Annotated in this window: 17 protein-coding genes; 5 read left to right on the forward strand and 12 right to left on the reverse strand. The window is 61.7% G+C overall.

Going from position 1 to position 22,587, the window contains the following annotated elements:
• Nucleotides 1–75 precede the first annotated feature (75 nt).
• The 10 genes from ACZ5B4_RS02780 to ACZ5B4_RS02825 form a co-directional block, all read right to left on the reverse strand.
• Nucleotides 76–1,398, reverse strand: a complete 1,323-nt coding sequence (locus ACZ5B4_RS02780; RefSeq protein WP_464912919.1) for a prepilin peptidase — start codon at nucleotides 1,396–1,398, stop codon at nucleotides 76–78.
• A gap of 18 nt (nucleotides 1,399–1,416) precedes the next feature.
• A complete protein-coding gene (locus ACZ5B4_RS02785) occupies nucleotides 1,417–1,947 on the reverse strand; it encodes a shikimate kinase (RefSeq protein ID WP_464912920.1) in 531 nt (176 codons plus the stop codon).
• A gap of 154 nt (nucleotides 1,948–2,101) precedes the next feature.
• Nucleotides 2,102–3,589 (reverse strand): shikimate dehydrogenase, encoded by a 1,488-nt coding sequence (gene aroE, locus ACZ5B4_RS02790; RefSeq protein WP_464912921.1) that lies wholly within the window; start codon nucleotides 3,587–3,589, stop codon nucleotides 2,102–2,104.
• Nucleotides 3,590–3,705: 116 nt separating this feature from the next.
• Nucleotides 3,706–5,637, reverse strand: a complete 1,932-nt coding sequence (gene mutL, locus ACZ5B4_RS02795; protein ID WP_464912922.1) for a DNA mismatch repair endonuclease MutL — start codon at nucleotides 5,635–5,637, stop codon at nucleotides 3,706–3,708.
• Nucleotides 5,638–5,814: 177 nt separating this feature from the next.
• Nucleotides 5,815–7,215, reverse strand: a complete 1,401-nt coding sequence (locus ACZ5B4_RS02800; protein WP_464912923.1) for a sigma-54-dependent transcriptional regulator — start codon at nucleotides 7,213–7,215, stop codon at nucleotides 5,815–5,817.
• 12 nt (nucleotides 7,216–7,227) lie between these two features.
• Nucleotides 7,228–7,983, reverse strand: a complete 756-nt coding sequence (locus tag ACZ5B4_RS02805) for a sensor histidine kinase (RefSeq protein WP_464912924.1) — start codon at nucleotides 7,981–7,983, stop codon at nucleotides 7,228–7,230.
• 356 nt (nucleotides 7,984–8,339) lie between these two features.
• Nucleotides 8,340–10,526, reverse strand: a complete 2,187-nt coding sequence (gene pnp, locus ACZ5B4_RS02810) for a polyribonucleotide nucleotidyltransferase (RefSeq protein ID WP_464912925.1) — start codon at nucleotides 10,524–10,526, stop codon at nucleotides 8,340–8,342.
• Between the two features lie 146 nt (nucleotides 10,527–10,672).
• A complete protein-coding gene (gene rpsO, locus ACZ5B4_RS02815) occupies nucleotides 10,673–10,942 on the reverse strand; it encodes a 30S ribosomal protein S15 (RefSeq protein ID WP_464912926.1) in 270 nt (89 codons plus the stop codon).
• A gap of 222 nt (nucleotides 10,943–11,164) precedes the next feature.
• The gene (locus tag ACZ5B4_RS02820) at nucleotides 11,165–11,338 is read right to left on the reverse strand and encodes a hypothetical protein (RefSeq protein WP_464912927.1); all 174 of its coding nucleotides are present in this window, start codon (nucleotides 11,336–11,338) and stop codon (nucleotides 11,165–11,167) included.
• A gap of 83 nt (nucleotides 11,339–11,421) precedes the next feature.
• Nucleotides 11,422–12,621 carry a S1C family serine protease gene (locus ACZ5B4_RS02825; protein WP_464912928.1) on the reverse strand — a complete coding sequence of 400 codons (1,200 nt, stop codon included), beginning with the start codon at nucleotides 12,619–12,621 and terminating at the stop codon, nucleotides 11,422–11,424.
• A gap of 796 nt (nucleotides 12,622–13,417) precedes the next feature.
• Between ACZ5B4_RS02825 and ACZ5B4_RS02830 the strand changes: the two genes are divergently transcribed.
• A complete protein-coding gene (locus ACZ5B4_RS02830) occupies nucleotides 13,418–14,221 on the forward strand; it encodes a gamma-glutamyl-gamma-aminobutyrate hydrolase family protein (RefSeq protein WP_464912929.1) in 804 nt (267 codons plus the stop codon).
• A 197-nt stretch (nucleotides 14,222–14,418) separates the two neighbouring features.
• Here the strand turns inward: ACZ5B4_RS02830 and ACZ5B4_RS02835 are convergent, their stop codons facing one another.
• Nucleotides 14,419–15,618 carry a lactonase family protein gene (locus ACZ5B4_RS02835; RefSeq protein WP_464912930.1) on the reverse strand — a complete coding sequence of 400 codons (1,200 nt, stop codon included), beginning with the start codon at nucleotides 15,616–15,618 and terminating at the stop codon, nucleotides 14,419–14,421.
• 55 nt (nucleotides 15,619–15,673) lie between these two features.
• Entirely contained in the window at nucleotides 15,674–16,789 is a 1,116-nt protein-coding gene (locus ACZ5B4_RS02840; protein WP_464912931.1) for a Gfo/Idh/MocA family protein, read from the reverse strand.
• 349 nt (nucleotides 16,790–17,138) lie between these two features.
• Between ACZ5B4_RS02840 and ACZ5B4_RS02845 the strand changes: the two genes are divergently transcribed.
• The 4 genes from ACZ5B4_RS02845 to ACZ5B4_RS02860 all read left to right on the forward strand — a co-directional run bounded on the left by ACZ5B4_RS02845 (nucleotide 17,139) and on the right by ACZ5B4_RS02860 (nucleotide 22,570).
• Entirely contained in the window at nucleotides 17,139–19,418 is a 2,280-nt protein-coding gene (locus ACZ5B4_RS02845; protein WP_464912932.1) for a PKD domain-containing protein, read from the forward strand.
• A 44-nt stretch (nucleotides 19,419–19,462) separates the two neighbouring features.
• Entirely contained in the window at nucleotides 19,463–20,278 is an 816-nt protein-coding gene (locus ACZ5B4_RS02850; RefSeq protein WP_464912933.1) for a hypothetical protein, read from the forward strand.
• Between the two features lie 190 nt (nucleotides 20,279–20,468).
• Nucleotides 20,469–21,845 (forward strand): serine/threonine-protein kinase, encoded by a 1,377-nt coding sequence (locus ACZ5B4_RS02855; RefSeq protein ID WP_464912934.1) that lies wholly within the window; start codon nucleotides 20,469–20,471, stop codon nucleotides 21,843–21,845.
• Between the two features lie 356 nt (nucleotides 21,846–22,201).
• Nucleotides 22,202–22,570, forward strand: a complete 369-nt coding sequence (locus tag ACZ5B4_RS02860) for a hypothetical protein (protein ID WP_464912935.1) — start codon at nucleotides 22,202–22,204, stop codon at nucleotides 22,568–22,570.
• Nucleotides 22,571–22,587: the final 17 nt, after the last annotated feature.

Raw genomic sequence — 22,587 nt, forward strand, 5'->3', positions numbered from 1 at the left:
TTGGGGAGAATTTCCCCGTCCGCCGGGTTCCTGCCTCGCCGTGACGTACGGTTCGTGCCGGGCGCGATAATGCCGTCACAACAGACGTTCTCGGACCAATCGTAGCACCATCAAAAGGAGCGTGAAGAGTACGATGCAGACGGCGGCGACGAGCATGAGAATCGGCCCCAAGGCGAAGACGGGCAGGGTCCATGCCCAAATCCGGGACCAAAAGAGGATGGTTGCGCCGGCCGCGAGGCAAAGGAACGGACCGAAAGGTATTTCCGTTCGGCCGTGCAGCAGCCAGATCAACAGTCCGGCTGCCAGCGCGGCGAACGGCGACAAGAAGAAGAGAATAATGCCCGGCTGCCAGCCGAGAAACGCCCCCAGCATGGCCATCAGCGTGACATCTCCAAAGCCCATCGCCTCTCGATCCAGAACCATCGAGCCGACAATGCGAATGAGCCAGACCAAAGCCGCGCTGGCCGCCATTCCCACAAGCGCGGAAAGCAGCGACTGCCAAACGTTGCCGCCCCAAATCCAAGCGAACAAGATGAGTGCGGATCCTACGATTCCAAGCACCAATAGGCCGCCCGTGACCCGAGAGCGGAACAGTCTGACCCAAAAATAAATGAACGCCTTGCGCCACCCTTTGCGGCCGTACCAACGGCGAGGCAGGAGCGCGAATATCCAAAGCCACCAACAGAACAACCCGACCAAGGCTCCCCGGCCGTGCGGCTGGCCTCCGAGCGATTTGGGCCAACCAAACGGGGAGCTTAGCGTGAGGAAATCCCCCGCGGCCCCCTGGTTCCCTTGGGAGTGCGAGGAGTTGAGCGGGGCGACGCTTGCCTCCAAGGGCGGCGGGCCCTCGAGGCGGATCCCGTCGAGCATCAACCAATCCGAAGCGACGGGCGGACCGGCGGGCAGATGGGATGCCGGCAGGATGGCCGCCAGAACCAAACCGATCAGAGTGCCCGGGATCGTCACCGCATCCGGGATGATTTGCTCATCCACGTCGATCAGCGATGCCACGAGCATGAAGGCCATGAGAATCGCATGCTTGAAAAAGACACAGTGCAGCGTCGTTGCATCCGGTACGGAGAGGCTTTCTCCCCAGAGTCCGCGAGACTCCACCTCCCACCAATACAATAGAGGGAGTCCGACCGCGCTGACGATTTCCACGACCATCGGCCGAAGCCAAAAACCACGTCCCAGGGCGGCCTCTTTTCTACGTAGAAACCACCAACCCACGATCGGTAGAAAATCCCTCCGCAGCGACGATCGCCCGGGCGCGGCGATCCAGGGGCTGAGCGGGCGCGGCCTCCAAGCCAAGGCGTAGACGGCCCAATTGACGACGGCTCCCAGAGCGGCCCCCAAGAGGCAAAGCAGCCCCGCCCGAACCGGAAATGGCAGTTCCATGAGCCGATCCACGAGGTTTCAATTCCTTTCATCGCTCGATTCGAGCATGCCGAGCAATTCGTCCGCCAACTGTTCCGGCGACCGGCCTTCCGTGTCGACCACGAAATCCGCGGTCTGCCGGTAGATCGGCTCCCGCTGCGCCAGCAATCGAACGATCTCCTCCAGCCCGCCGGCCGCGGTCAGGGCCGGGCGTCGTGCGGCCGTGGTGGCGTCTCCCTGCATTCGGGCGTGAATCGTTTGCGGGCTTGCCGTCAACCAGACCACCTTGCCGGAGGCTTTCATGGCGCGACGATTCTCCTCTCGCAGGGGAGCACCGCCGCCTGTGGCGATCACGACGGTATCCCGACCGCACCATTCCTGCACCGTTTTCGACTCGAGATCACGGAAGGCGGACTCTCCGTCCTGCTCGAAGATTTGCGCGATGGGCTTCCCCGCCGCAAGCTCGATCTGTTCGTCCAAATCGACCCAGGACCACCCCAGTCTCTCTGCCAACAGACGCGCCAGCGTCGTTTTCCCCGTGGCTCGATATCCGATCAGGATCAGGTTCATGACGGCTCCGCAAGTCATTCGATCAATCGGTCGGGCGGTTTGCGCTCAAAATCATGCGTGCGGATGATTGACGGCGAACCCGGTTCGGCGGCGGCAGGGCGACGGTCCGTTCACGTTCCTCGCGCCGGCATCAGGCGGCGGATCTCTTCGTCGGCTACCATTTCGCCGCGGAGGTGGCCCGTTTCAAGACTTCTCGCATGAGTTCCGCCGGGCCGTCTTTTCCCGTGAACAATTTGAACTGCATGCACGCTTGTCGAACGAACATCTCGACGCCGGTGACGACCTTGCAGTTTCTCGCCCGGGCGTCTTTGATCAGCAACGTGTTCTCCGGATTGTAGACGGCGTCGAAAACGAGCATGGAACCGCGGAGATGCTGAGCCTCGAACGGGGTCTCGTCGACGTTGGGATGCATTCCCACGGGCGTGCAATTGGCGAGAACGTCCGGTTGCACGGAATGGCGTTCCTCCCACGGCACGTGCGCGCAGCTCAGTTTTTCCGCCAAGGAGCGAGCCTTTTCTTCATCCCCGTCGCTGAGAACGACCTCGCCTCCCGCGCGAAGGATGCCGAAGGCCACGGCCTTTCCCGCCCCTCCCGCGCCCAGCACGAGGGCCTTTTTCCCCTTGAGCGGGCTGACACCGCCGACGGGGCCGCCCAAGGCGGCCTCGATCGCTTCCAGGGCGGCCCGGCAATCGGTGTTGTATCCGAGGCGTTCTCGATCTTGAAACACGACGGTGTTGGCCGCCCCGACACCCCTCACCACCGAATCGGCCTTGGTCAACTTGGCGAGAACCGCCTCCTTATGGGGAATGGTAACGCTCAACCCCTTGATGTCCCAGACCGGCGCGTCGTCCAAGAATGCAGAAAGCTCTTCACGCGGGACGCGGATAGGGATGTACACTTTCCTCATGCCGAAATGGCGAAAGGCCGTATTGTGAATCAATGGACTGAGGCTGTGTCCGACCGGGTCGGCGATCACGCCGTAGACCTCGGTGGATCGTTCGATGGCATCGTAGCCGTACACATTCTTCATCTGCTCGAAGCTCAGTTGGCCCGGCGCCAGCGCGCGATCTACGTGGAACGTGGCATAAGTGAACGGCGCGCCGAACTTCCCGGCCAGGATACGCGAGGGTATGCCCATGTCTCCCATGCAGAAGGCCACGGTCGGGACGTTCACCTTCAAAAGCAATCGAAACATGCGGGTATTGTCTTGGGGACGATTGGCCATGGTGCAGATTTTGACCACGTCCGCGTCCAAACTCGCCAACCGCGCATGCAGCGATTCCAAGTCTTCCGGCGTCTGCCGAAAGTCGTGGTAACTGATAATCCGCTTGGTGGTCCCATAGCGCGGAATGGACGCCGCGATATCCTCCTCGAGATCGACGTAATCGGCTCCTTCCGCGATCGCGGTACGGAGCAGCAACTGCCGTTCCGCTTCCGTTCCGGGGAATCGCCCGCCGTCGCGTTCCCGTCGGCACGTCATGACGACGGGACACGGCCGGTCTTGAAGCAGTCGCTTGATGTTGACCGGTCCGCGAATGTAATCCAGCCGAATCTCGACAAGTTGAGCGCCTTGTTCGGACAGGTGTCGATGTTCGGCGATGACATGGCGATGGCGACCGCGGGCGATGCTGACGCAAATCATGGAGATGTCGTCCTCGGGGGTGTCGATGATGCAGGGGAAGTTAACGACCCGCGGCAAGTCGCTGCGCGGGGGCGCGGTTGCGGTCGTTGCTTCCCTCTCTCGCTTCTTCCTATCCTTTACACGCGTTTGAAGTGTTTGTCGAGTTCTTCGCGGCTGAAGATCAGGGCGGTCGGGCGTCCATGGGGGCAGTGATGCGCATCGAGCACGCCGCGGCTTTGCGCGAGCAGCGCCGCGATTTCTTCTTCGCTCAGGCGATCGCCGGCCTTGACCGCCGCCCGGCAAGCCATCGAATGCAATATCTTGTCCATCAATTCGGCGCGTCCCGGTCCGCCGTCCTTCGCCGACATCGGCTCCAGTGCCGTGCGCAGCAACTCTCCGGGCGGAACGCGGCCCAGCATGACGGGCCGGCTCAAAATCAAAACGGTGCTGCCCCCGAAAGGCTCGACACGCAGCCCCAATTCCGCCAGAATCTCCGCCGCGTCCAATGCCGCAGCCGCCTCGGAAGGGCTTAAGTCCACGGGTTCCGGTACCAACAGTTGCTGAGATTCCAGCGGCCCTTCCTCCACGCGGCGTCGCAGTTGCTCGTACAAGATCCGTTCATGCAAAGCATGCTGATCGATGACCACCACGCCCTCGTCGCTCTCCGCGATCAGATATCGGTTATGAACCTGAATGGCCTTCGGTTGCCGAGGCGGCCCCCCATGCCCGTCCTCCAGGAAGTGGGAAGCGGCTTCCATCTCACCGTCCGCCGTTGCGTTCGCCGCGAGGTCGGCGGCCTCGTCGTGCGGGCCTACGCCGCTTTGTTGCGTGCCCCGGTCGCCCGACCCGTTTTCCTCCCCGCCCGATATCGGGCCGTGCATCCAGGCACCTAAATCACCGGTCCCGGCCGTTTGAGCGAGCGGTGTCGCCGCCTGTGCCGACGCCGCCCATCCCGGCGCAAGCCACGGGGCGGCGCCTTTCGCCCAGTCCACGACCCGCCGGCGCATTTCGAGAATCTTGTCGCGGTCGTGGGCCTCATGGGGGTCGGCGACGTCGGGCATGGGAACCCGGGTATTCAGGTCGCTGGTCAAGAACCTCGTCCGAAGCGTGCTCAGCAACTGCCCGTACAGCCTGCCGCCGTCCAGGAATCGCACTTCCTGCTTGGTCGGGTGGACGTTCACATCGACCATGTCGGTCGGCATCTCCAAGTAGAGGAAGGCCACCGGCTGCCGTCCCACCGTGAGCAGGCCGCGATATGCCTCGGACAAAGCGTGCTGAAGACTGCGATCCCGAATCGGTCGCCCGTTGATGAAGAGAAATTGTTGGCGCGTGTTCGACCGGGAAAGCTGGGGATGCCCGACGAAACCGTGAATCTTGACGGGGCCGTCTTCGCTTGCCACCTCGATCAAGTAATCTGCCAACTCGCGACCGTACAGCGACGCGATGCGGTCGATCGCCCGCTCCACCGGCGGCAAGGCCCAGACCGTTTTTTCTCCGTGCCGAAGCGTGAAATGGATGTGCGAGTGGGCGAGCGCGATTTTGGCGACCGTTTCCGCCACATGCGCCGCCTCGGTGGCCGTGGAACGTAGGAATCGTCGCCGCACCGGCGTGTTGAAAAACAGGTCGGCAACCTCGATGGTCGTGCCGACGGGCGCACTGCACGGGACGATCGCGCCGCGGACGCCCCCTTGGACGGTCATTTCGTATCCGACCTCGTCGCCCGGAATACGACTGCGAATCACCAGCCGGCTCACTTCGGCGATCGAGGCCAAGGCCTCGCCGCGAAAACCCAAGGTTTGAACGTGGAATAGGTCGTCGGCGTCGGCGATCTTGCTGGTGGCATGGCTGGTCACGGCGAACTCGAGGTCATCCTCCGCGATACCGCAGCCGTTGTCGGTGACGCGAATCAAGTCGATGCCGCCTCGCTCAACGACCACGTCGATCCGGGACGCCCCCGCGTCGATGGAGTTCTCGATCAACTCCTTGACGGCGCTGGCCGGACGCTCGATCACCTCGCCGGCGGCGATCTTATTCACGACGCTTGGAGGCAGACGATGAATTCGGCCCATGCTCGACGGAAATCCGACTTTCTTGCATTGCCCCGACGGATCGCCTTCCGCTCGTCATTTTACGCGCATCTTGCCGTTCGAAGCAGACGAGAGCGGCGGACGGGGCACCCTCACGACAAAGAAAGGACGAAATACGGCTTCAACAAGCTTTTGCTGAATAGTGCCGAGGTTGCGGCCTCAAAGCTGATACTCCTTGATTTTGCGGTACAACGTACGTTCCCCGATACCCAACAGGCGAGCGGCCTCTTCACGGTTGCCGCCGGTCGCACGGAGCGTTTCGGCAATGAACATCCTCTCCAATTCCTCGAGCGGCTTGCCGACGAGATTGGCCAACGAAACTTGGTTCGTCGCGGCGACGGGGGACGAGCGATCGGCCAATTCCTCCGGCAAATCGTCCACGTCCAAGATGCCGTCGAAATCGACCACCGTCATGCTTTCAATCACGTTGCGAAGCTGTCGCACGTTGCCGGGCCAACGGTACGTTTGCAAGATCCGCCGCGCCGCCGCGGAAACCCCGCGAATTTGTTTCCCGTGCTTCTTGGCGAACATACGGACGAAGTGGTCGGTCAAAACGGGGATGTCCTCGGGCCGCTCCGCCAGGCTGGGCAACCGGATCGTCACGACCTTGAGGCGGTGGTAGAGGTCGGCACGAAATCGCCCCGCCTGAACGCACTCCTCCAAGTTCTGATTGGTCGCGGACAGTACCCGGACGTTCACCTTGATCGGGTCGTTGGATCCGACCCGCGTGATTTCCCCGTTTTCCAGCACGCGAAGCAGTTTGATCTGGGTCGCGATGGGCATGTCGCCCACCTCGTCGAGGAAGAGCGTTCCGCCGTGGGCGTACTCGAACTTGCCCACCCGATCGCTGCATGCATCGGTAAAGGAGCCTTTCACGTGGCCGAACAATTCGCTCTCCAAGATGTTCTCGCTCAGAGCGGCGCAATTCAAGGCCACAAAGGGTTTGTTTTTGCGCGGGCTGTTCTGATGGATGGCCTGCGCAACCAGCTCTTTACCCGTCCCGGTCTCTCCCAATATCAAGACGGTGGCGTTGGTTGGGGCGATCCGTTTGAGTTTTTCGATGACCTCGCGCATTTGCGGGCTGTCGCCGACGACGCCCTCGAATCCGAACTTCTCGTCCAACCGTCGATGCAGTTCCAGATTCGTTCGCCGCAGCGCGACATTTTCGGCGGCCTTTTCCGTGACGGCCCGGAGTTGAGCCAGATCGAGAGGCTTTAACAGGTAATTGAACGCCCCCTCGCGCATGGCGGTCACGGCGGATTGGATCGTTCCGTGGCCGGTGATCAAAATCACTTCGGCCTCGGGCTGCTCTTGCTTCGCGAGATTGAGGATGCCCAAGCCGTCGATGTCGTTCATGACCAAATCGGTAATGATGACGTCGAACTCCTTTTCGCGGACGAGCCGTGCTCCCTCCGGTCCGGAAGCGGCGGTGGTACACGCAAAGCCCGCGCGCTCCAAGACTTCAGCCACGGTTTCGGCATGGGCGCGATCGTTGTCGATGATGAGGACTCGGGATGGCGACGGCCGACCGTTGCCGCGTCCCTTTTCGCTTGCGACCATGGCATACCTCCTCTAAGCGGCCGTCGCCCCGTCTTGCCGCTGCTCCAAATCGGCCGACAGCCGCGGCGGCGTCGGGAGCGTGATGCTGACTTGCGTGCCTTTTCCCGGCTCGCTCTGAATGCGCAAGCTCCCCCCGTGGGCTTCGATGATTTTTCTCGCCGTGGGAAGCCCCAAGCCGGTGCCACCTTGCTTCGTGGTAAAAAAAGCCTCGAACGCCCGTTCGATGGTGTCTTGCGACATGCCGCAGCCCGAGTCGATCAGGTCCACCGTCACCCCGTCCGGGCTGGGAAACGTTCGCACGACCAGTTGCCCGCCGTGGGGCATTGCTTGCTGCGCGTTGATCAAAAGATTTAATAGGGCGGACTGAAACGCGTCGCGGTCCAGCAAGACGCTAGGGATGTCGCCCGTCAAGAACTCGATGACCTCCACGCCCGACTCCTTCGCCTTCGGTGCGAAGAACTGCAAGGCGCGACGAACCTCCTCGTTGAGGCCGGCAGGCTGCAAATGGAGCCGGTCCGCCCGGGCAAAACGCAGGAAGTCGTCGAGGATCATCTGAAGACGATCGCATTCCTGCTGAACCATCTTGACCTTGTTCAGGGTTCGGCGTTCCTTCGGCGTCTGCGGCTCCGCGAAATCCTCGGCCAAAAGCTCCATGTTCAGGCGGATCGTGGAGAGCGGGTTCTTGATCTCGTGCGCCAAGGCGCCGGCCAATCGGGCAATTTCGTGATAGCGGTCAAGCAGCTCCCGTTGGGATTGCCGGTCCGACATGTTGCGACGTCCTTCTCTACCGATTTCAGCCCATCCCCGCTTCGATTACGGCGGTCATCCGCTCGGCGAGGCTACAATCCGTTAGTTTATCGCGTTTTCGCGGCGGCGTCAGAATCCGCTGCCGCAACACGCTATCGATTCCGAGTACGGTCGCCGCACTCCGCGGTCGTATTCCGGCCGAAGATTGCTCCTTCAACAAAAATCGCCGCCAAAAGTGCGGCGATGGGACGACGAGCCGATAGCACGACCGGCGTCGGCCGTGCGGCCGACGCCAGGCGATCGCATGACGCGCTCTAAGCCGTGAATTCCCGCGTGAGCCGTGAACGCTCGCGGGATACGACGATTCGAACCGAAGCCTAACGCCGACGGTGGCTCGGACCTTGGCGGCGATGCTGGTGCGAGGGCGGCGGTGGGGCGGCGGGCTCGTCCTGTTGTTCCCCTCCGCCCTGCTTTTGCGTCAATTCGCGGAGCGCGATCTTGCGGCTCAACTTCACCCGATCTTGATCGTCGATGGCGATCACCTTGACCGGCATGGCGTCGCCCACCTTGCAGATGTCGGAGACGCTCGCCACGTATTCATCGGCCAGTTCGCTGATGTGGCACAAGCCGTCTCGACCGGGAAGGATTTCCACAAAGGCTCCGAAATCCTTGATGCTGGTGACGCGTCCGTCATAAATCTTGCCGATCTCGATCGAGGCCGTCAAAGCCTCGACTTGCCTCATGGCGGCTTGGGCGTCTTCCAGCGACGCCGCGGAGATCGTCACGGTACCGTCGTCTTCCACCTCAATGACCGACCGCGTCTTCTCTTGCAAGGTGCGGATGGTCTTGCCTCCCGGCCCGATCAACGCGCCGATCTTGTCAACGCTGATCTTGGTTCGCAGCAGTCGCGGGGCCCAGGGCGAAATGTCGTTCCGCGGTCGCGGAATCACGGCGAGCATCTTGCGAAGGATTTCGATCCGAGCCTCGCGGGCTTGCTTCAACGTGGCCCGGACGATGGCCTCGTTGATGCTCTTGGCCTTCAAGTCGAGCTGGATGCCGGTGATTCCGTTGGGCGTGCCCGCGACCTTGAAGTCCATGTCGCCGAAGTGATCTTCATCGCCGATAATGTCGGTCAACAGGGACCACTGCTCTTCCGACTCTTTGACCAGACCGATGGAGATGCCGGCCACGGGATTGACGATCGGCACGCCGGCGGCCATCAAGCCCAGGGTCGCCCCGCAGACCGTTGCCATGCTACTGGAACCGTTGGATTCCAGGATGTCCGAAATGATGCGGATGGTATAGGGGAACTCCTCCGGACTAGGCAGGACGGCTTCCACGCTCCGCTCGGCCAAGGCGCCGTGCCCGATTTCGCGCCGTCCGGGGCCGCGGATCGGCCGGCATTCTCCCACGCAGAAAGGCGGGAAATAGTAATCCAGCATGAACTTTTTGCTGTATTCGTCGATGATGCCGTCCACCCGCTGCTCGTCCCGAGGCGTTCCCAGGGTGACCGTAATCATCGCCTGCGTTTCGCCCCGCTGGAAGAGCGCCGAGCCGTGCACCCGCGGCAGAACGTCGACCTTGCAGGTGATGGGGCGAATTTCATTCAAGGCCCGGCCGTCGGGGCGAACGCCGCTCAGCAAAAGGTCTCGCATCACGCGGCGTTCCAGCTCGTGCCAAGCCGAGTCAAACTGTTCGACCGTGAACTCCGGTTCCTGCCCTTCGGCGGGCATCATCTCGGTCAAGGCCTGCTCCTTCAAGGCCTCGACGGCCGCCGCACGCTCCAGTTTTCCCGGCGTCGTCTTCGCAACGCGGAACGCGTCGTAGTAGCGTGAACGCAAGGATTCGTAGAGCGGGGCGGGCTTGACCGGCTCGAACGCGACCTTCTTCGGCTGGACTTGCTCGACCAGTCTCTTTTGCAGGGAGATGACCTGCTTGATGAACTCGAAGGCCGCCATGATCGCGTCGCCGACGACCTCCTCCGGCACTTCGCGGCCGAAGCCCTCAATCATCAGGACGCCGGCTTCCGACCCCGAGACGATCAAGTCGAGATCCGCCCGATCGCACATTTCCTCCGTGGGAAAAGGCACCACCAAACCGTCGATCAAAGCCACGCGGACCGATGCCAGCGGACCCTCAAACGGAATCGGCGAGATCATCAGGGCCGTCGCGGATCCGATCATGGCGAGGACGTCCGGGTCATTCTGCCGATCCGCGGCCATCGTCATGGCCTGGACCTGCACCTCGTCACGATAACCTTCCGGGAAGAGCGGCCGAATCGGCCGATCGATAAGACGCGAGATGAGCACTTCGCGTGTGCTGGGGCGTCCTTCCCGCTTGAGGAACCCGCCGGGAAACTTTCCCGCAGCGGCGTACCTCTCTCGGTAATCGCAGCTCAGAGGAAAGAAATCGATTCCCGGCCTAGGCGGCCCGGCGGTCACGGCACATAAAACGACCGTGTCGCCGTATCCCACCAAACAACATCCTGCCGCTTGTTTCCCCAGCTCTCCCGTTTCGATCCACAGGGTCTGGCCGCCGATCTTTTCTTCTACCCGTGTCTTCAACTTCTCTCACCTTTGCAATCCGCGATGCGACGGCGGAAGCAAGGGCGCTGCGGGGACACCATCCGTTGCCAAAGGTCCCGCTCGACCGACGGTTACTTTCGCGGCGCGATAAGCCGCGGCCTCCGCCGGCTTTGCGGTTGCCGGAGCTACTTGCGCAGTTCCAGTTTCTGCACGATCTCGATGTACCGCTCGGGCGCCGTGCGCTTCAAATAGTCCAGCAAGCGGCGCCGTTGGCCCACCATCATGAGCATGCCTCTTCGCCCGGCGAAATCCTTGCGGTGCATCTTCAGATGCTCGGTCAATGACTTGATTCGCGAGGTCAATACGGCAATCTGAACCTCCGGCGAACCAACGTCGTTCGCAGAACGTCGATACTGCTCAATCAACTCCCGCTTTCGTTCCCTGGTGATCGTCATCTGAAACCCGCAAGTGCTGTCGACCGAAAAATCGTTCCTTTGCAACGGTGTCCCACACGCCGATGCCGGGTCCACCGTACCGCACCAACTCATCCACGAACGTCTAACCAACTCGTACAACCATGTTAATGTACTGCAAGGCCCCCCATCTGAAAAGGGTGGCCCAGACCCGATCGGGGATGGCATCAATCCCGACGCGAGAGGTATACCGTAATCGTTCGGTCAGCCCAGAAGGGACTTGGCCCGCGCCACCTCCCGCGTGTAACGGCCGAATTTGTAAAGAAATGTCTTGCGCTTTGTTGCGCTTTTTGCGACTTTTGCAAGCCGGGCGTATTTCCGCGCTAGGGATTCCTTGACTTCCGCCAATCGTGCCAGTTGCCGTTGTTCTGAGTTCATCGTCTTCTCCATGCCGTTTTTCCGTGCTTAAACCCACCAAATCTCATCGCTGATGGAAATACCTCTTCTCCATCGTTCCAGGATTATTCTTCCGCGTCAAGGATCACAGGCACATCGATACGTTTTCCAGCCCGAATTACCGTGAACACGGCTTTGTCGCCGGGCTGTTTGGCGTCGAGGATGCCGAGCAAGTCGTCCACAGATCGCACGGGCGAGCCATCGACCGCCACGATCAAATCGGCGGCGGATCGGTCGATGCTGGTGGACTCGAAGATCAGCGGTCCTTGCCGCTTGCGCGTGCGAACGACTCGGAACCCTTGAAGGCCGGCGCGTTCGGCGGCCCCGCCCGGACGCAAGACCGCGATCAGCAAACCCTGTTCGGTTTGCAAGACCTTATCGATTCCCGCGTCCGCCCGCACGACGCGCCCGTTGCGGATCAGTTGCTCCACGATGCGCCGCACGTTGTTGACGGGGATGGCGAATCCGACGCCGGCGCTCTCCCCGGTCTTACTGGCGATGGCCGTGTTCATGCCGATCATCATCCCACGGCTGTCGATCAAAGGACCGCCCGAGTTTCCCGGGTTGATGGCGGCGTCGATCTGGATCATTTGTTTCAGGGACCGACCCGTCCGGGGATTGGGCAGCGTTCGATTGAGGCTGGAAATGATTCCGGTGGTCAGCGTGCGTTCCAGGCCGAACGGGTTGCCGATGGCGAATACCCGCTGACCGACCTTGAGGTCGGTGGAATCGCCGAAGGCGACGGGGATCAGCTTATCGGCAGGCGCGTCGATCTGAAGAACGGCGACATCGGACGGCGGATCGACGCCCACCAGGCGTGCCTCGTACGACGTGCCGTCGAAGAGCGTCACCGATATGACCCTGGCGGCTTCAATGACGTGGTGATTCGTGACGATGCGTCCCTGCCGATCGATGACGGCGCCGCTGCCTTCGCCTTCCGTGATTACGTCCAAAAGCGGGAAAGCGCTCTCGCGCACTCCGCGGGTGCGGATGTTCACGACGGCCCGGTTGGTCTTCTCGTAGACCGCGATGTTCACCAGTTCATCCGGCGTGTAGCGGCCCGGCGGAGGCAATACGGCGTCCCACGGCGAGGCTTCCGCGACGAACAGGGAGGCATCTTGCGAGCGGGCGGGCGGCACGGGCGGAGCCACCGGTACCAGCGGCACGCCGGCGCCGGATTCAGCAAACAGCAATACGCAGACTCCCGCTGCCGCGAGCAGAAAGCTCCAAGCGAAAATGATCCAAGTCGTGCCTTGCCGCGACATCGTTTCCGCTCCTAGTCCCCGCGCCGAAAGGCCGAGAAAATGCGTTCGCCGGTCGGGTCTCATCGCGTCCTCGAACTCTCTTGTTGTACGCCTCAAGCCGGTCTTTGAAAAGGCGGCGTTCGGAAACGTATTACGGGCGGAGGCGAGAAGAAGCCGGGTTTTCTCTCGAACCTAACAAGGGAGACGCGAGTGCCGCGCCGGGGCGAATCGGTGCCGTGGGGAGACGCCGTTTTTGAGCACATTGCCCGGCGAGTCATCACGCGGCGTTTACTCTACGCATGTCCATTAGCTGTCACCGATGGCACCACAACCTCTTGGGGCTGCGTCGGCGAAACATCAAGATATTGTCTGTTGTCTTGACCTTTTCCGAGGTTGCCGTACACTGCGACTTATGCTTTGTTCGGACTTCCGAACAAGACGGCCCAGGATCAAGGATCGACGACGATTGCTTCTTGATGGAGCGGGGGATTCTCACGGTCGGCCGCTGCCGCCGCTACATGGACGGTTCCCCAGCTCTTCCCGCACCCAAGGTTTGTCGATCCGATCGATGCTTAGGCGGAAGACCGGCGCTGGGGCGACTTGTCGGTAAGCGTTTTCAAGCGGGATAGCTTGGACAGGTGACCAGGGATGGACGAACCTACCTCTTGCAAGACGGCTCGGCGCCGTTTTCTCGCCCGCCCCTCCTATCTCGGCTGGATCCCGCTCCGGTCTGCTTGGAGCGGCCGGAAAACGGTTTCAACCCATCTTCTTTCTTGTTCGAGCGGCCGTAGGATGCGGCCGAAAGGAGGAAAAGACCATGGCCGTCAAATCGCAGGATCAATGCTGGGATCCGGCTACGCGCAAGATCGACAAGGCCGGCAAGCCGCTGATCGGGCTGAACATGGATTATTGTGCGGCCACTCGACAGCGACCCGCCATCGGCTATCTCACGGCCGGCTACTTCGACTGTTTGATGCGGGCGGGAGCCATTCCCGTCGTCGTTCCGCCTCTCTACCAACGTGCCGACGTCGAGCGGGTCTTGGAGGAATTGGACGGCTTCGTCTTGATCGGAGGCGCTGATCTGGACCCGCGCCGCGATCGTTGCCAGCTCCATTCCACTACCCACCTCATGGATCCCCGACGGGAGGATTTCGACCGCATGCTGGGCCGCGCGATCAGCGAACATCGCAAGCCGGTCCTCGGGATCGGGGCGGGCATGCAGCTTCTCAACGTCGTCATGAACGGCACCCTCTCGCTCCATATCCCGGATGATTTCGAGAACGCCATGCCGCATTTCGACCGCAACGACCCGGAGCACCGCCATACGCTGACGGTAAAACCTTCCTCCTTGATCGATCGCGTCTACGGCGAAGGCGAGATTCGCGTAGCCAGTCGCCACCACATGGCGATCCTGGATCTGGCCGAGCCTTTCACGGCGACCGCCTGGGCGCCGGACGGCATCATCGAGGCCTTCGAAAGCTCGGATCCGGATTGGTTCGCGATCGGTGTTCAGTTCCATCCCGAGTGCGAGGCCGCTTCCGCTCTGGATTTCGGCATCTTCGACGAGTTTGTTGCCGGCGTGCGTAAAGATGCGCGGCAACCGATGCGGCTCGTCGCATGATTCGGTGGCCGATCGATTGTCTCAATAGATCGTCCGGAAGATCCGCGATTTCCGGTATCGCACAGAATAACGCCGTGCCGCTGAAGCCCTGGAAAGAGTAGGGCTTCAGCGGTAGAAACGGGCGGCCGGGAACGTGATTCGACGGTCGGCCTTGGCATACGAAAGCCGCCGAAGCCGAGTGGTTGGACGATCCGGTGTTATTTGCGGATCGGCCGATAAACCACACAGACCGGCGCTCCCACTTGCACGGAGCCTTCGGTGGGTTGAAGTTTTCCGGAATCTTGATCGATCGCAAACACCACCACGTTGTCGGTGTCCTGGTTGGCCGCCAGCAGAAAACGTCCTCCCGGCGCGATGGCGAAGTTGCGCGGCACCCGGCCGCCGCTGGGAAAGCGACCGATCTCGCTGAGCTTGCCCGTGGCGGAATCGATCGCGAAAGCCGCGATGCTGTCGTGACCGCGGTTGGAAGCGTAAACAAAGCGCCCCGACGGGTGTACCTCGATTTCCGCCGTCGTATTGCCCCCGTCGAATTCCGGCGGCAGCGTTGAGATGGTTTGCGTCAATCGGAGCGGGACTTCATCCGTGCATTCGAAGACCGAGACCGTGGACGCCAGCTCATTGACCACGTAGAGGAACTTGCCGGAAGGATGGTACGCGCAGTGGCGCGGCCCGGAGCCGGGAGGCACGGCAACGGAAGGGGGATTCCAGGCGGAAAGCCGGCCCGCCGCTTCATCCAGGCGAAATAGCAGGACTTGATCGATTCCCAAATCGGGTACCAACAGGATTTCGCCGCCGGGCGAGAAGAGCGTTTGATGGGCATGCGGGCCTTTTTGCCGGGCTTCGTTCGGGCCGGAACCTTCGTGTTGCACCACGTGGGAGCGGGGCTGTAAGCGGCCTTCGTCGTCCAGCGGCAAGACGCTGGTACTGCCGCTGCCGTAATTCGCCGTGACCACATATCGGCCGCGGGGTGATACCGCCAGATGGCACGGTCCCGCTCCGCCTACGGCTTCCTGATTCAACTCGCGCAGCTCACCCGTGGCATCGTCGATGGCGAAAGCGGTCACGGCTCCCCGATCCGGGCCGTCCGTTTGCCAAAGCTCGCTGACCGCGTAGAGTCGCGGCAGCACCGGATGAAAGGCTAGGAACGACGGATTCCGCACTTCGGCAACCAATCTGGGAGCGGTCAGCGTTCCCCGGGCCGTATCCATCTCGCACGCATAGATGCCTCGGCTTTCTCCTCGGGTGTAGGTTCCGAGATAGACGCGATAGGGCGCATTCTCTTCGGCGCGGCAATCTTGCGCCGAGAAGCCCGCCGACAACAGCACCGATCCTGCCGAGAGGATCATCAGCAACATCCTCCCACGATCCCGTCGAATCGTCATGCTCATGATACTCATGCTGCGCGCTCCCGTTGTTGGCGGTTGGGAAAGAATTGGAAGCATTTACCGGATGCTACGCCAACGTGAAATCGGGCAAAGAGACGATCCGTCCTCCCTCCATCGCTGATTGGTGGGCACAAATGCCGACGCAAGTCCAGTTCGCGGACTGAACCGCGTTGGGCCACGGATCGCGGTCTTGCACCAACGCCGACACGAATTCGTGCACCAAGTGGGGATGGGATCCGCCATGGCCGGCGCCCTGAATGAACGAGCGGTGCTCGGGGTCGTGAATCGCCTGGGTGAAGGCGCGGATCGGTTCGGGCAAGAGGTGGGCGTAATCCGGCGCCCGAATTTTGCTGGGAATCTCCGGCTCGGGACGCTTGGCGGTGTGTAGGATGTGCGGCTCTCCTTCGACCAAGGTCCATTCGAAGCTTTTCTTGCTGCCGTACACGTCGAAGCTCTCGCGGTACTGTCGGGCCGTATCATACAGGAAGCGCCAAATGTGGGCGGCTACGTCGGAATCCTTGATCTTGATGTGGCAGGACTCGATCGCGAAAGGATTGCCCGACTTCTCGCGGATGTCGTCGCGGACTCTTCCCGAGCCGAAACAGGAGACGTATTCGGCGCGGCTATTCATCAGACCCAAACACGGCCCGACGACATGGGTGGCGTAATGCATGGGAATCATGCGTTCCCAATATTCGGGCCAGCCGTCCATATCCTGGGTATGGGAGGCCTGAAGGTACTGGATTTGCCCCAACTCACCTTTTTCGTACATCTCTTTGATGAACAGGAACTCGCGGGAATAGACAACCGTTTCGGCCATCATGTACTTCAAGCCGGTTTCGCGGACCAGCTCCACGATTTTCCGGCAGTCCTCGATGGTGGTGGCCATCGGCACGGTGCACATGACATGTTTGCCCGCTTTGAGCGCTTCCACGGACATCCACGCGTGATCGGGAATGGGGGAATTAATGTGAACGAAGTCCACGTTCGGATCGGCGAGAACGTCCTCGTAGCGGTGATACCGCACGGGCACGCCGAAGGTATCGCCGATCTTCTGAAGTCGCTCGGTGTTGCGTTGACAGATGGCGTACATCTCGGCTTGAGGATGCCGTTGGTAAATCGGGATGAACTCCGCCCCGAAACCGAGACCGATGATCGCCACGCGCACGCCGCTCTTTGCCATGTGAGGATCTCCCGTTCAAGGAATGCCCGGCCGTCACTCGCCTTCACCGTCGTCCCGCGGGCGATGCCGAAGGATTCCGTCGCGCGGTCCGCGATTGCGTTGCTGGTCGCGCCGCCCGCGCAGCGTGACAACGCCAACGGCAGTCCCCTTCCGAGCAGTCGCCGCTCGACTCGATTTCTACTTCCCTTGGGCTGCCGTGCCTAATAGATTAAAGGTTGCGAAGCCCCGCCGCAACGTTGGGAACGTCGCCGGAGATCCTTTCGGCGTCGTTTCGGCGGAGGGCTGGGTTGTCCATCGTCGGCTGTGGCAGCGAAGCGGCAACAGACGTGGTTGGGGGAAACCAGGGCGTATGACGGGACGAACGCGAGGACGGCACGAGGCCGCCCGCCGAGCCGCGGCGGTGCGGGTTTCCCTGTACTTGATGGGAATGATCTTGGCGCTTGCGACGGCCGATTCATTTGCCGTAGGACAGAACTTTCGGCGTGGTGGACAGGAATTCCCCTATCTTCGGCCGGTCGCGCTGCCGCCCGATGCCTCGGCTCCCATCGTCGTCGTCGAGTTCTATCATCACGGCGCGATTCAGAGCGACGGGAAGAACGTGATCGTCGCCACGGGCAATGAATTGGCGCCGATGCGCGTGCTGCAACTTGGGCCTGGGGATTTCTGCCGCCTGGCCTTTCAGACCCTTTCCACCCGGTCGCCTTACGAGATACTTTACGGCGGGCCGGCCTTTCCGGATGATCGGCGCCCCGCTTGGACGGCTCAGGACGGACTGCTGCTGGAGACCCGAGAATTTCGGGACTGCAATCTGAATCAGCTTGATTCGGTCCGCCAGGCCTTCGACGCCGCCAAAAGCATTGGGGCGGACTACGTGACTGGCGTGCAACACGCCGGAAACCCGTTTACACTCAGCCCGGGGCCGTATTTCAGCAAATACTCGGGTTTCCTGAACATCTCTCGCGCCGGTGTTTACGGTTTTTTCACCTCCAGTCAGGATTGCAGTTTCCTTCTGATTGACGGCAAAGTGGTGGCCGAAGCCCCGGGGCGCCATCCGCCGACGCGCTGGGCCACCCCGGATACGCGGCGAGACGTTCGCCTCGAGGCCGGGAGGCATCTTTTCGAGTACTATCACGCCTCTACGACCGAAGCCGGAGTGGCGGTGGCTGCCTGGGAGGTCGACCCCAAAGCGCCCAAACCGGCGGCTCCCGCGGCGATCCCGCCCGAGGTCTTTCGCGCCGGCGCAATCGTTCGTCCCCAAGTCGGCCCGCCTTCCGCGCCGGACCAACGCTTTCTGCCGGATTTCAATTTCCGGATCGTCAGCGACATTCCCTTGCCGGATAACGACGTCCCTTTGGTGGCCGTGGAGTTCGCCGAGACAGGGCCGAGTGCGTTGGCGGGGTCACCTCGCGTGGTCTGGGACTTCGGGGACGGACAGACCGCGGAGGGCGGCAAGGTTGGCCACGTGTTTTTGCGACCGGGAATCTACCCTGTCAAATTGTCCTTGATCCGCGCGGGCCGGCCGTTCGAGATTACGCACCGCATTCAGGTCGAGCGACCGAGGTTGACGCCGCAGGACAAAGGCTTGACCTTGGATGAGGTGATCCCTGTTTTGGAGAGCTACCGACCCGAGAAACTCGACGCCCCCGGCCTGCTTCAATTGGTTTCGGCCTACCTGGCGAAGGCCGATCAGTATCTTCCTCCTCCTCCGCCCAACACCATTTTCGTGGACGAGGAGCAAGCCGCGGCAGCCAAACCGCAAGACGCAAAAACCCTCGCACAGCAGCGAAACAAGTATCAGAAAGCCGCGCTGGACGCCGTGAAGGCTGCTTTTTCGGGGGCGACGGGGGCAGACCGTGACGAAGCCGTTTGGTTGCGATTGGCATCCCTAGGGGAGACTTTGGCACGGGAAGTCTTTGTGGATGCAGCGACGGCGGTCGCAATTCGGCAGGGGGGAATGGCCCGGGTGAGTTCGCCGAGCGCCAAAGCCGAGTGTCTGGTTGCCTTGGCCGACGTGCTACTCAATGACATGGGCGATGCCACGGGCGCGAAGCCCCATTTGGATGAAGCGGAGCGTCTCTTGGCCGGCAACGGAGGCAACGCGGCGGTCAGCCGCACGTATCATCGCGTTCTGGGCGACTACTACGCGGCGACCGGAAATGCCGAGTCTGCGACGGCCGCATACCGCCGGGCGGAGGAGCTTGCCGGCTCGCGAAGGAATGAAATCGAAAGGACCGCCTGGCGCGGCGCACACAGCCGATCCACCGAAGAGTTCTTGCAAAACGGAGAGTGGGAACGCGCCATCCACGAAATCCGTTTGTGGCAAGAAGAGTTTCCCGCCGATATGATCGAGGGCTATCTGCCGCTGTTGACGGCGAAGTACTGGGCCGGCCGCAAACGCCACGACGTCGTGACGGCTTTGGCGGATCGGCTGCTGGTGGTCAATCCCTATTCGCCTTACATGGAAGAACTACTCCTGCTTTCAGCCCGGAGCGACGTCGCACGGGGACAAACCGACCGGGCCGCCGCGACGCTGGATTCGCTCTTGAAAGACTATCCCGGCAGCCCGTTGGTGGGCGAGGCCCGCCAAATGCTGGAAACGCTGCGTCAAAGGCCCGACCGGCCGCGATAAGGGCACCAAGAATCGTCATTAGAAACCGCGGTGGAGGAAGCGAGATGATGCCATCGATGGAGCAGCGCCGAATCATGAATCGAGGCGTCCCGCTCGCCGCACTTTTTGCGTTGGGGGTCTTCCTGCACTTGCAGGGTTTATCGTGGGAGCAAGGCTTGGCGCGCGGGGCCGATCTTACCGTCCGCGTGAGCGGGGACCTGCCGATCCGCGCTTTGGGGGCCGTGCGACGCTGGGATCAGGACGGTAATCCCACACGAGAAGTGGATGCCAAAGCCAAAATCGATTCCCCGGTCATGGACGCCGTGGCCGAGAGAAAAGGGGAGGACGTTTGGCTGCTGCGGAACCTCAAACCCGGCCGGTACGATCTGATACTCTTCGGCGAGGGACGCGTCCGCATAGACGGCTTCGATTTCGCTCCCGTTTTGGAGTTCGATCCGTTCTTCAGGGGCGACAGTAAGGTTGACGAGGATGCGCGGGCTTGGGTGGAAGAGGACATTCGAGCTTCACGGCATTATGAGAATAAAGTCGAGCCGCTCTATTTCGGCGGCGACGACAAGACGATCCGCGTTTTGGTCATGCTGATTCGAGATTTGCCGACCAGCTACGAGGGAGATTTCCCCGGCGCCGCGACGATCCGGCACGAGATTTGGCAGTATTCTTGGGCCTACGGCGGATGGAAAAAAGAGCGACGTACGCGGGTCCTCGATCGCTGTATCCTGCACCGGGATGAATTGCGACAATGGACATGGCTTTGGGATCCGAGCGTGGGGGGGATCGAAATCGGGAAGGAGGCAGTCGAATTGGACTATCAATTGCCGGACGTGCAAAAGCGGTGTCTGAAGGGGCTCTATCCTTACTAGCAACAGCGGCCGGCTGTTTTGCGGGCCGTTGACGGCGATCCCGGGGACAGGAGTCGGGATCGCCTTCTCGTCGAAAAATTGCCAAAACCTTGCGCGGGGACGGTATAATCTGAAGTAACGACCCTGACGGGGCGGGTTTGGTCGTTCGCCGTGCTCGTCGCCGTTCCGTATGTTGATGACCCGAGATTGCATGGCCATTCACGGGGAAACCAGCTTCGAAATGTGCGCATTGGCCAGTCGGCTGGTCACCCAAGCCCATCTGGATGAGGCGAAGGCTGCGCTCGGGACGGGAGCCGATTTCGTGGCCGGGGCGGCCGTTTACGAGGAACGGTTGGCGCAGAAGTTGGTGGAGTTGGGGCGTCTGAACGCCTGGCAGGCCAAGCAACTCCTGGAAGGCCGCACGAAATTCAACCTCGGACCGTACCGAATCATTGATTCGATCGGGCGAGGGGGCATGGGACAGGTCTTCAAGGGAGAGCACACGGTCCTGCATCGGGTGGTGGCGGTCAAGGTGCTACCCCGCCACAAGTCCAGCCCGGAGGCGGTTCAGAACTTTCTCCGTGAGATTCGCGCCCAAGCCATGTTGGACCATCCCAATTTGGTCCGCGCTCTCGACGCCGGGATGGATGGGAACGTGGTCTATTTGGTGACCGAATACGTGCCGGGCAACGATCTGCGGAAGTTGATCCGTCAGTTCGGTCCCCTGCGGATGCACGCGGCGGCTTCGATCATCTCGCAGGCGGCTGCCGGCCTGCATCATGCCCACCAAAAAGGCCTCGTCCATCGCGACGTCAAACCCGGCAACATTCTGGTCACAGGCCAGGGCTTGGCGAAATTGTCCGATCTCGGCTTGGCCGGCCCCGCGGGCCGCGACGCCGTCCACGATCCGCGCTACGGCAGGATCGTGGGGACCGTCGATTATCTTTCGCCGGACCACATCCGCGACCCGCACAACCCCACGCCGGCATGGGATATCTACTCGCTGGGCTGCACTTTGTATTACGTCGTGACCGGGAAGGTCCCTTTTCCGGGAGGCAGTACGGCGGACAAGGTCCGCGCCCATTGCGAGTTGAAGCCGCTGGACCCCCGGCGGCTCAATCCCGAACTCGATGCCGCCTTCGTGGACGTCATGGCGGATATGATGGCCAAGCATCCGAACGACCGAATCGCTTCCGCGTCGGAGGTCATCGCGAGGCTGACACCCTGGGCGGACATCCCCTATCCTTTGGACGAGTCGGCCTGGCTCCGTTCGGCGGCTGATCGCCCCCGGCGAAGGCGCCTGCGCGTGGCCGTTCCCCTCTCCTGGGATAAACTTCACCTTGCCGAGACCAAGCCGAATCTGCCGGCGATCAGCGGAGTTGTTCCGTTGGAAACGGAGACGAACGCCGAGCCGCACACGACCGGTACGCTCATCGAACCGTCGGCCCTCCCGATCGGGTTGTCGCGCACGCTGCGACCGACGGGGGCGAAGGGGGTCGTCGGTCCGATGATCTTCTTCGTCCTGTTACCGGCTCTGCTGATGGCGTTTGTGTTCGTATTCTGGAAGTTCTTTCTGCATCAGCTCTGACCCCAGGGGCGCGGTCGCCCCAGCGCTCGACGCCCGGCGAGCCCGTGCCTGTGGAACGTTGATCGGCCTGCCGCGTGTGTCACCGGGTGGCGGCTCCTCATGCCGATGCCTCTGCGCGTGCCGTGGACAGAACGCCGGCGACATCTTAAGATGGCATTTCCCCCGGGCTTCCGCGGCGAGCTGCAAAGCGCGTCGAGACTCGCCGCTTCGTATGACCTTCCGAAATGATAGGGTTGTGCCGCGGGGCGTCGTGGGCCGGAGCAGACGCGCGATGCACCGTCACCCCGTTTGACTCGTACTGTGCCGGCATGACTTCGTGAGGATTCACAAGACGGCGAGAAGGGACCGCCGAGCTGATGGGTGAGTTTGCGAAAGACTTCCAGCGTCATCTGATCGGTGTGCTCGGCGTGGTGCTGATCGGAGGTGCGGTCTACTACCTGATCGTTCCGCCCTCCAATGAATTTCATCTCATGTTCGAGGCGGCTTGCCGTCGCATGGGCATCCTGTGCGTAATGCTTTGGCTGGCCTTTCCCGAGCTAAAGAAGCTGCCGGCGTGGTTGGCGCTCTCCGTTCCGTTCCTGACGGCAGTCGTGGTTTTTCGGCCTCGGTATGCGCTGGTGTTGGTACCTCTGGTGCTCTTGATTCTGTTTCTCAGGCCGAGAAGCCGAGGGAAAGCGTCGCACAAGGGGTCGGCGAGGCGGCCGCCCGCCGGCGACCGGTCGTGAGAGGGCCCAGGGAGCTT

This window comes from Thermogutta hypogea (assembly GCF_055386265.1).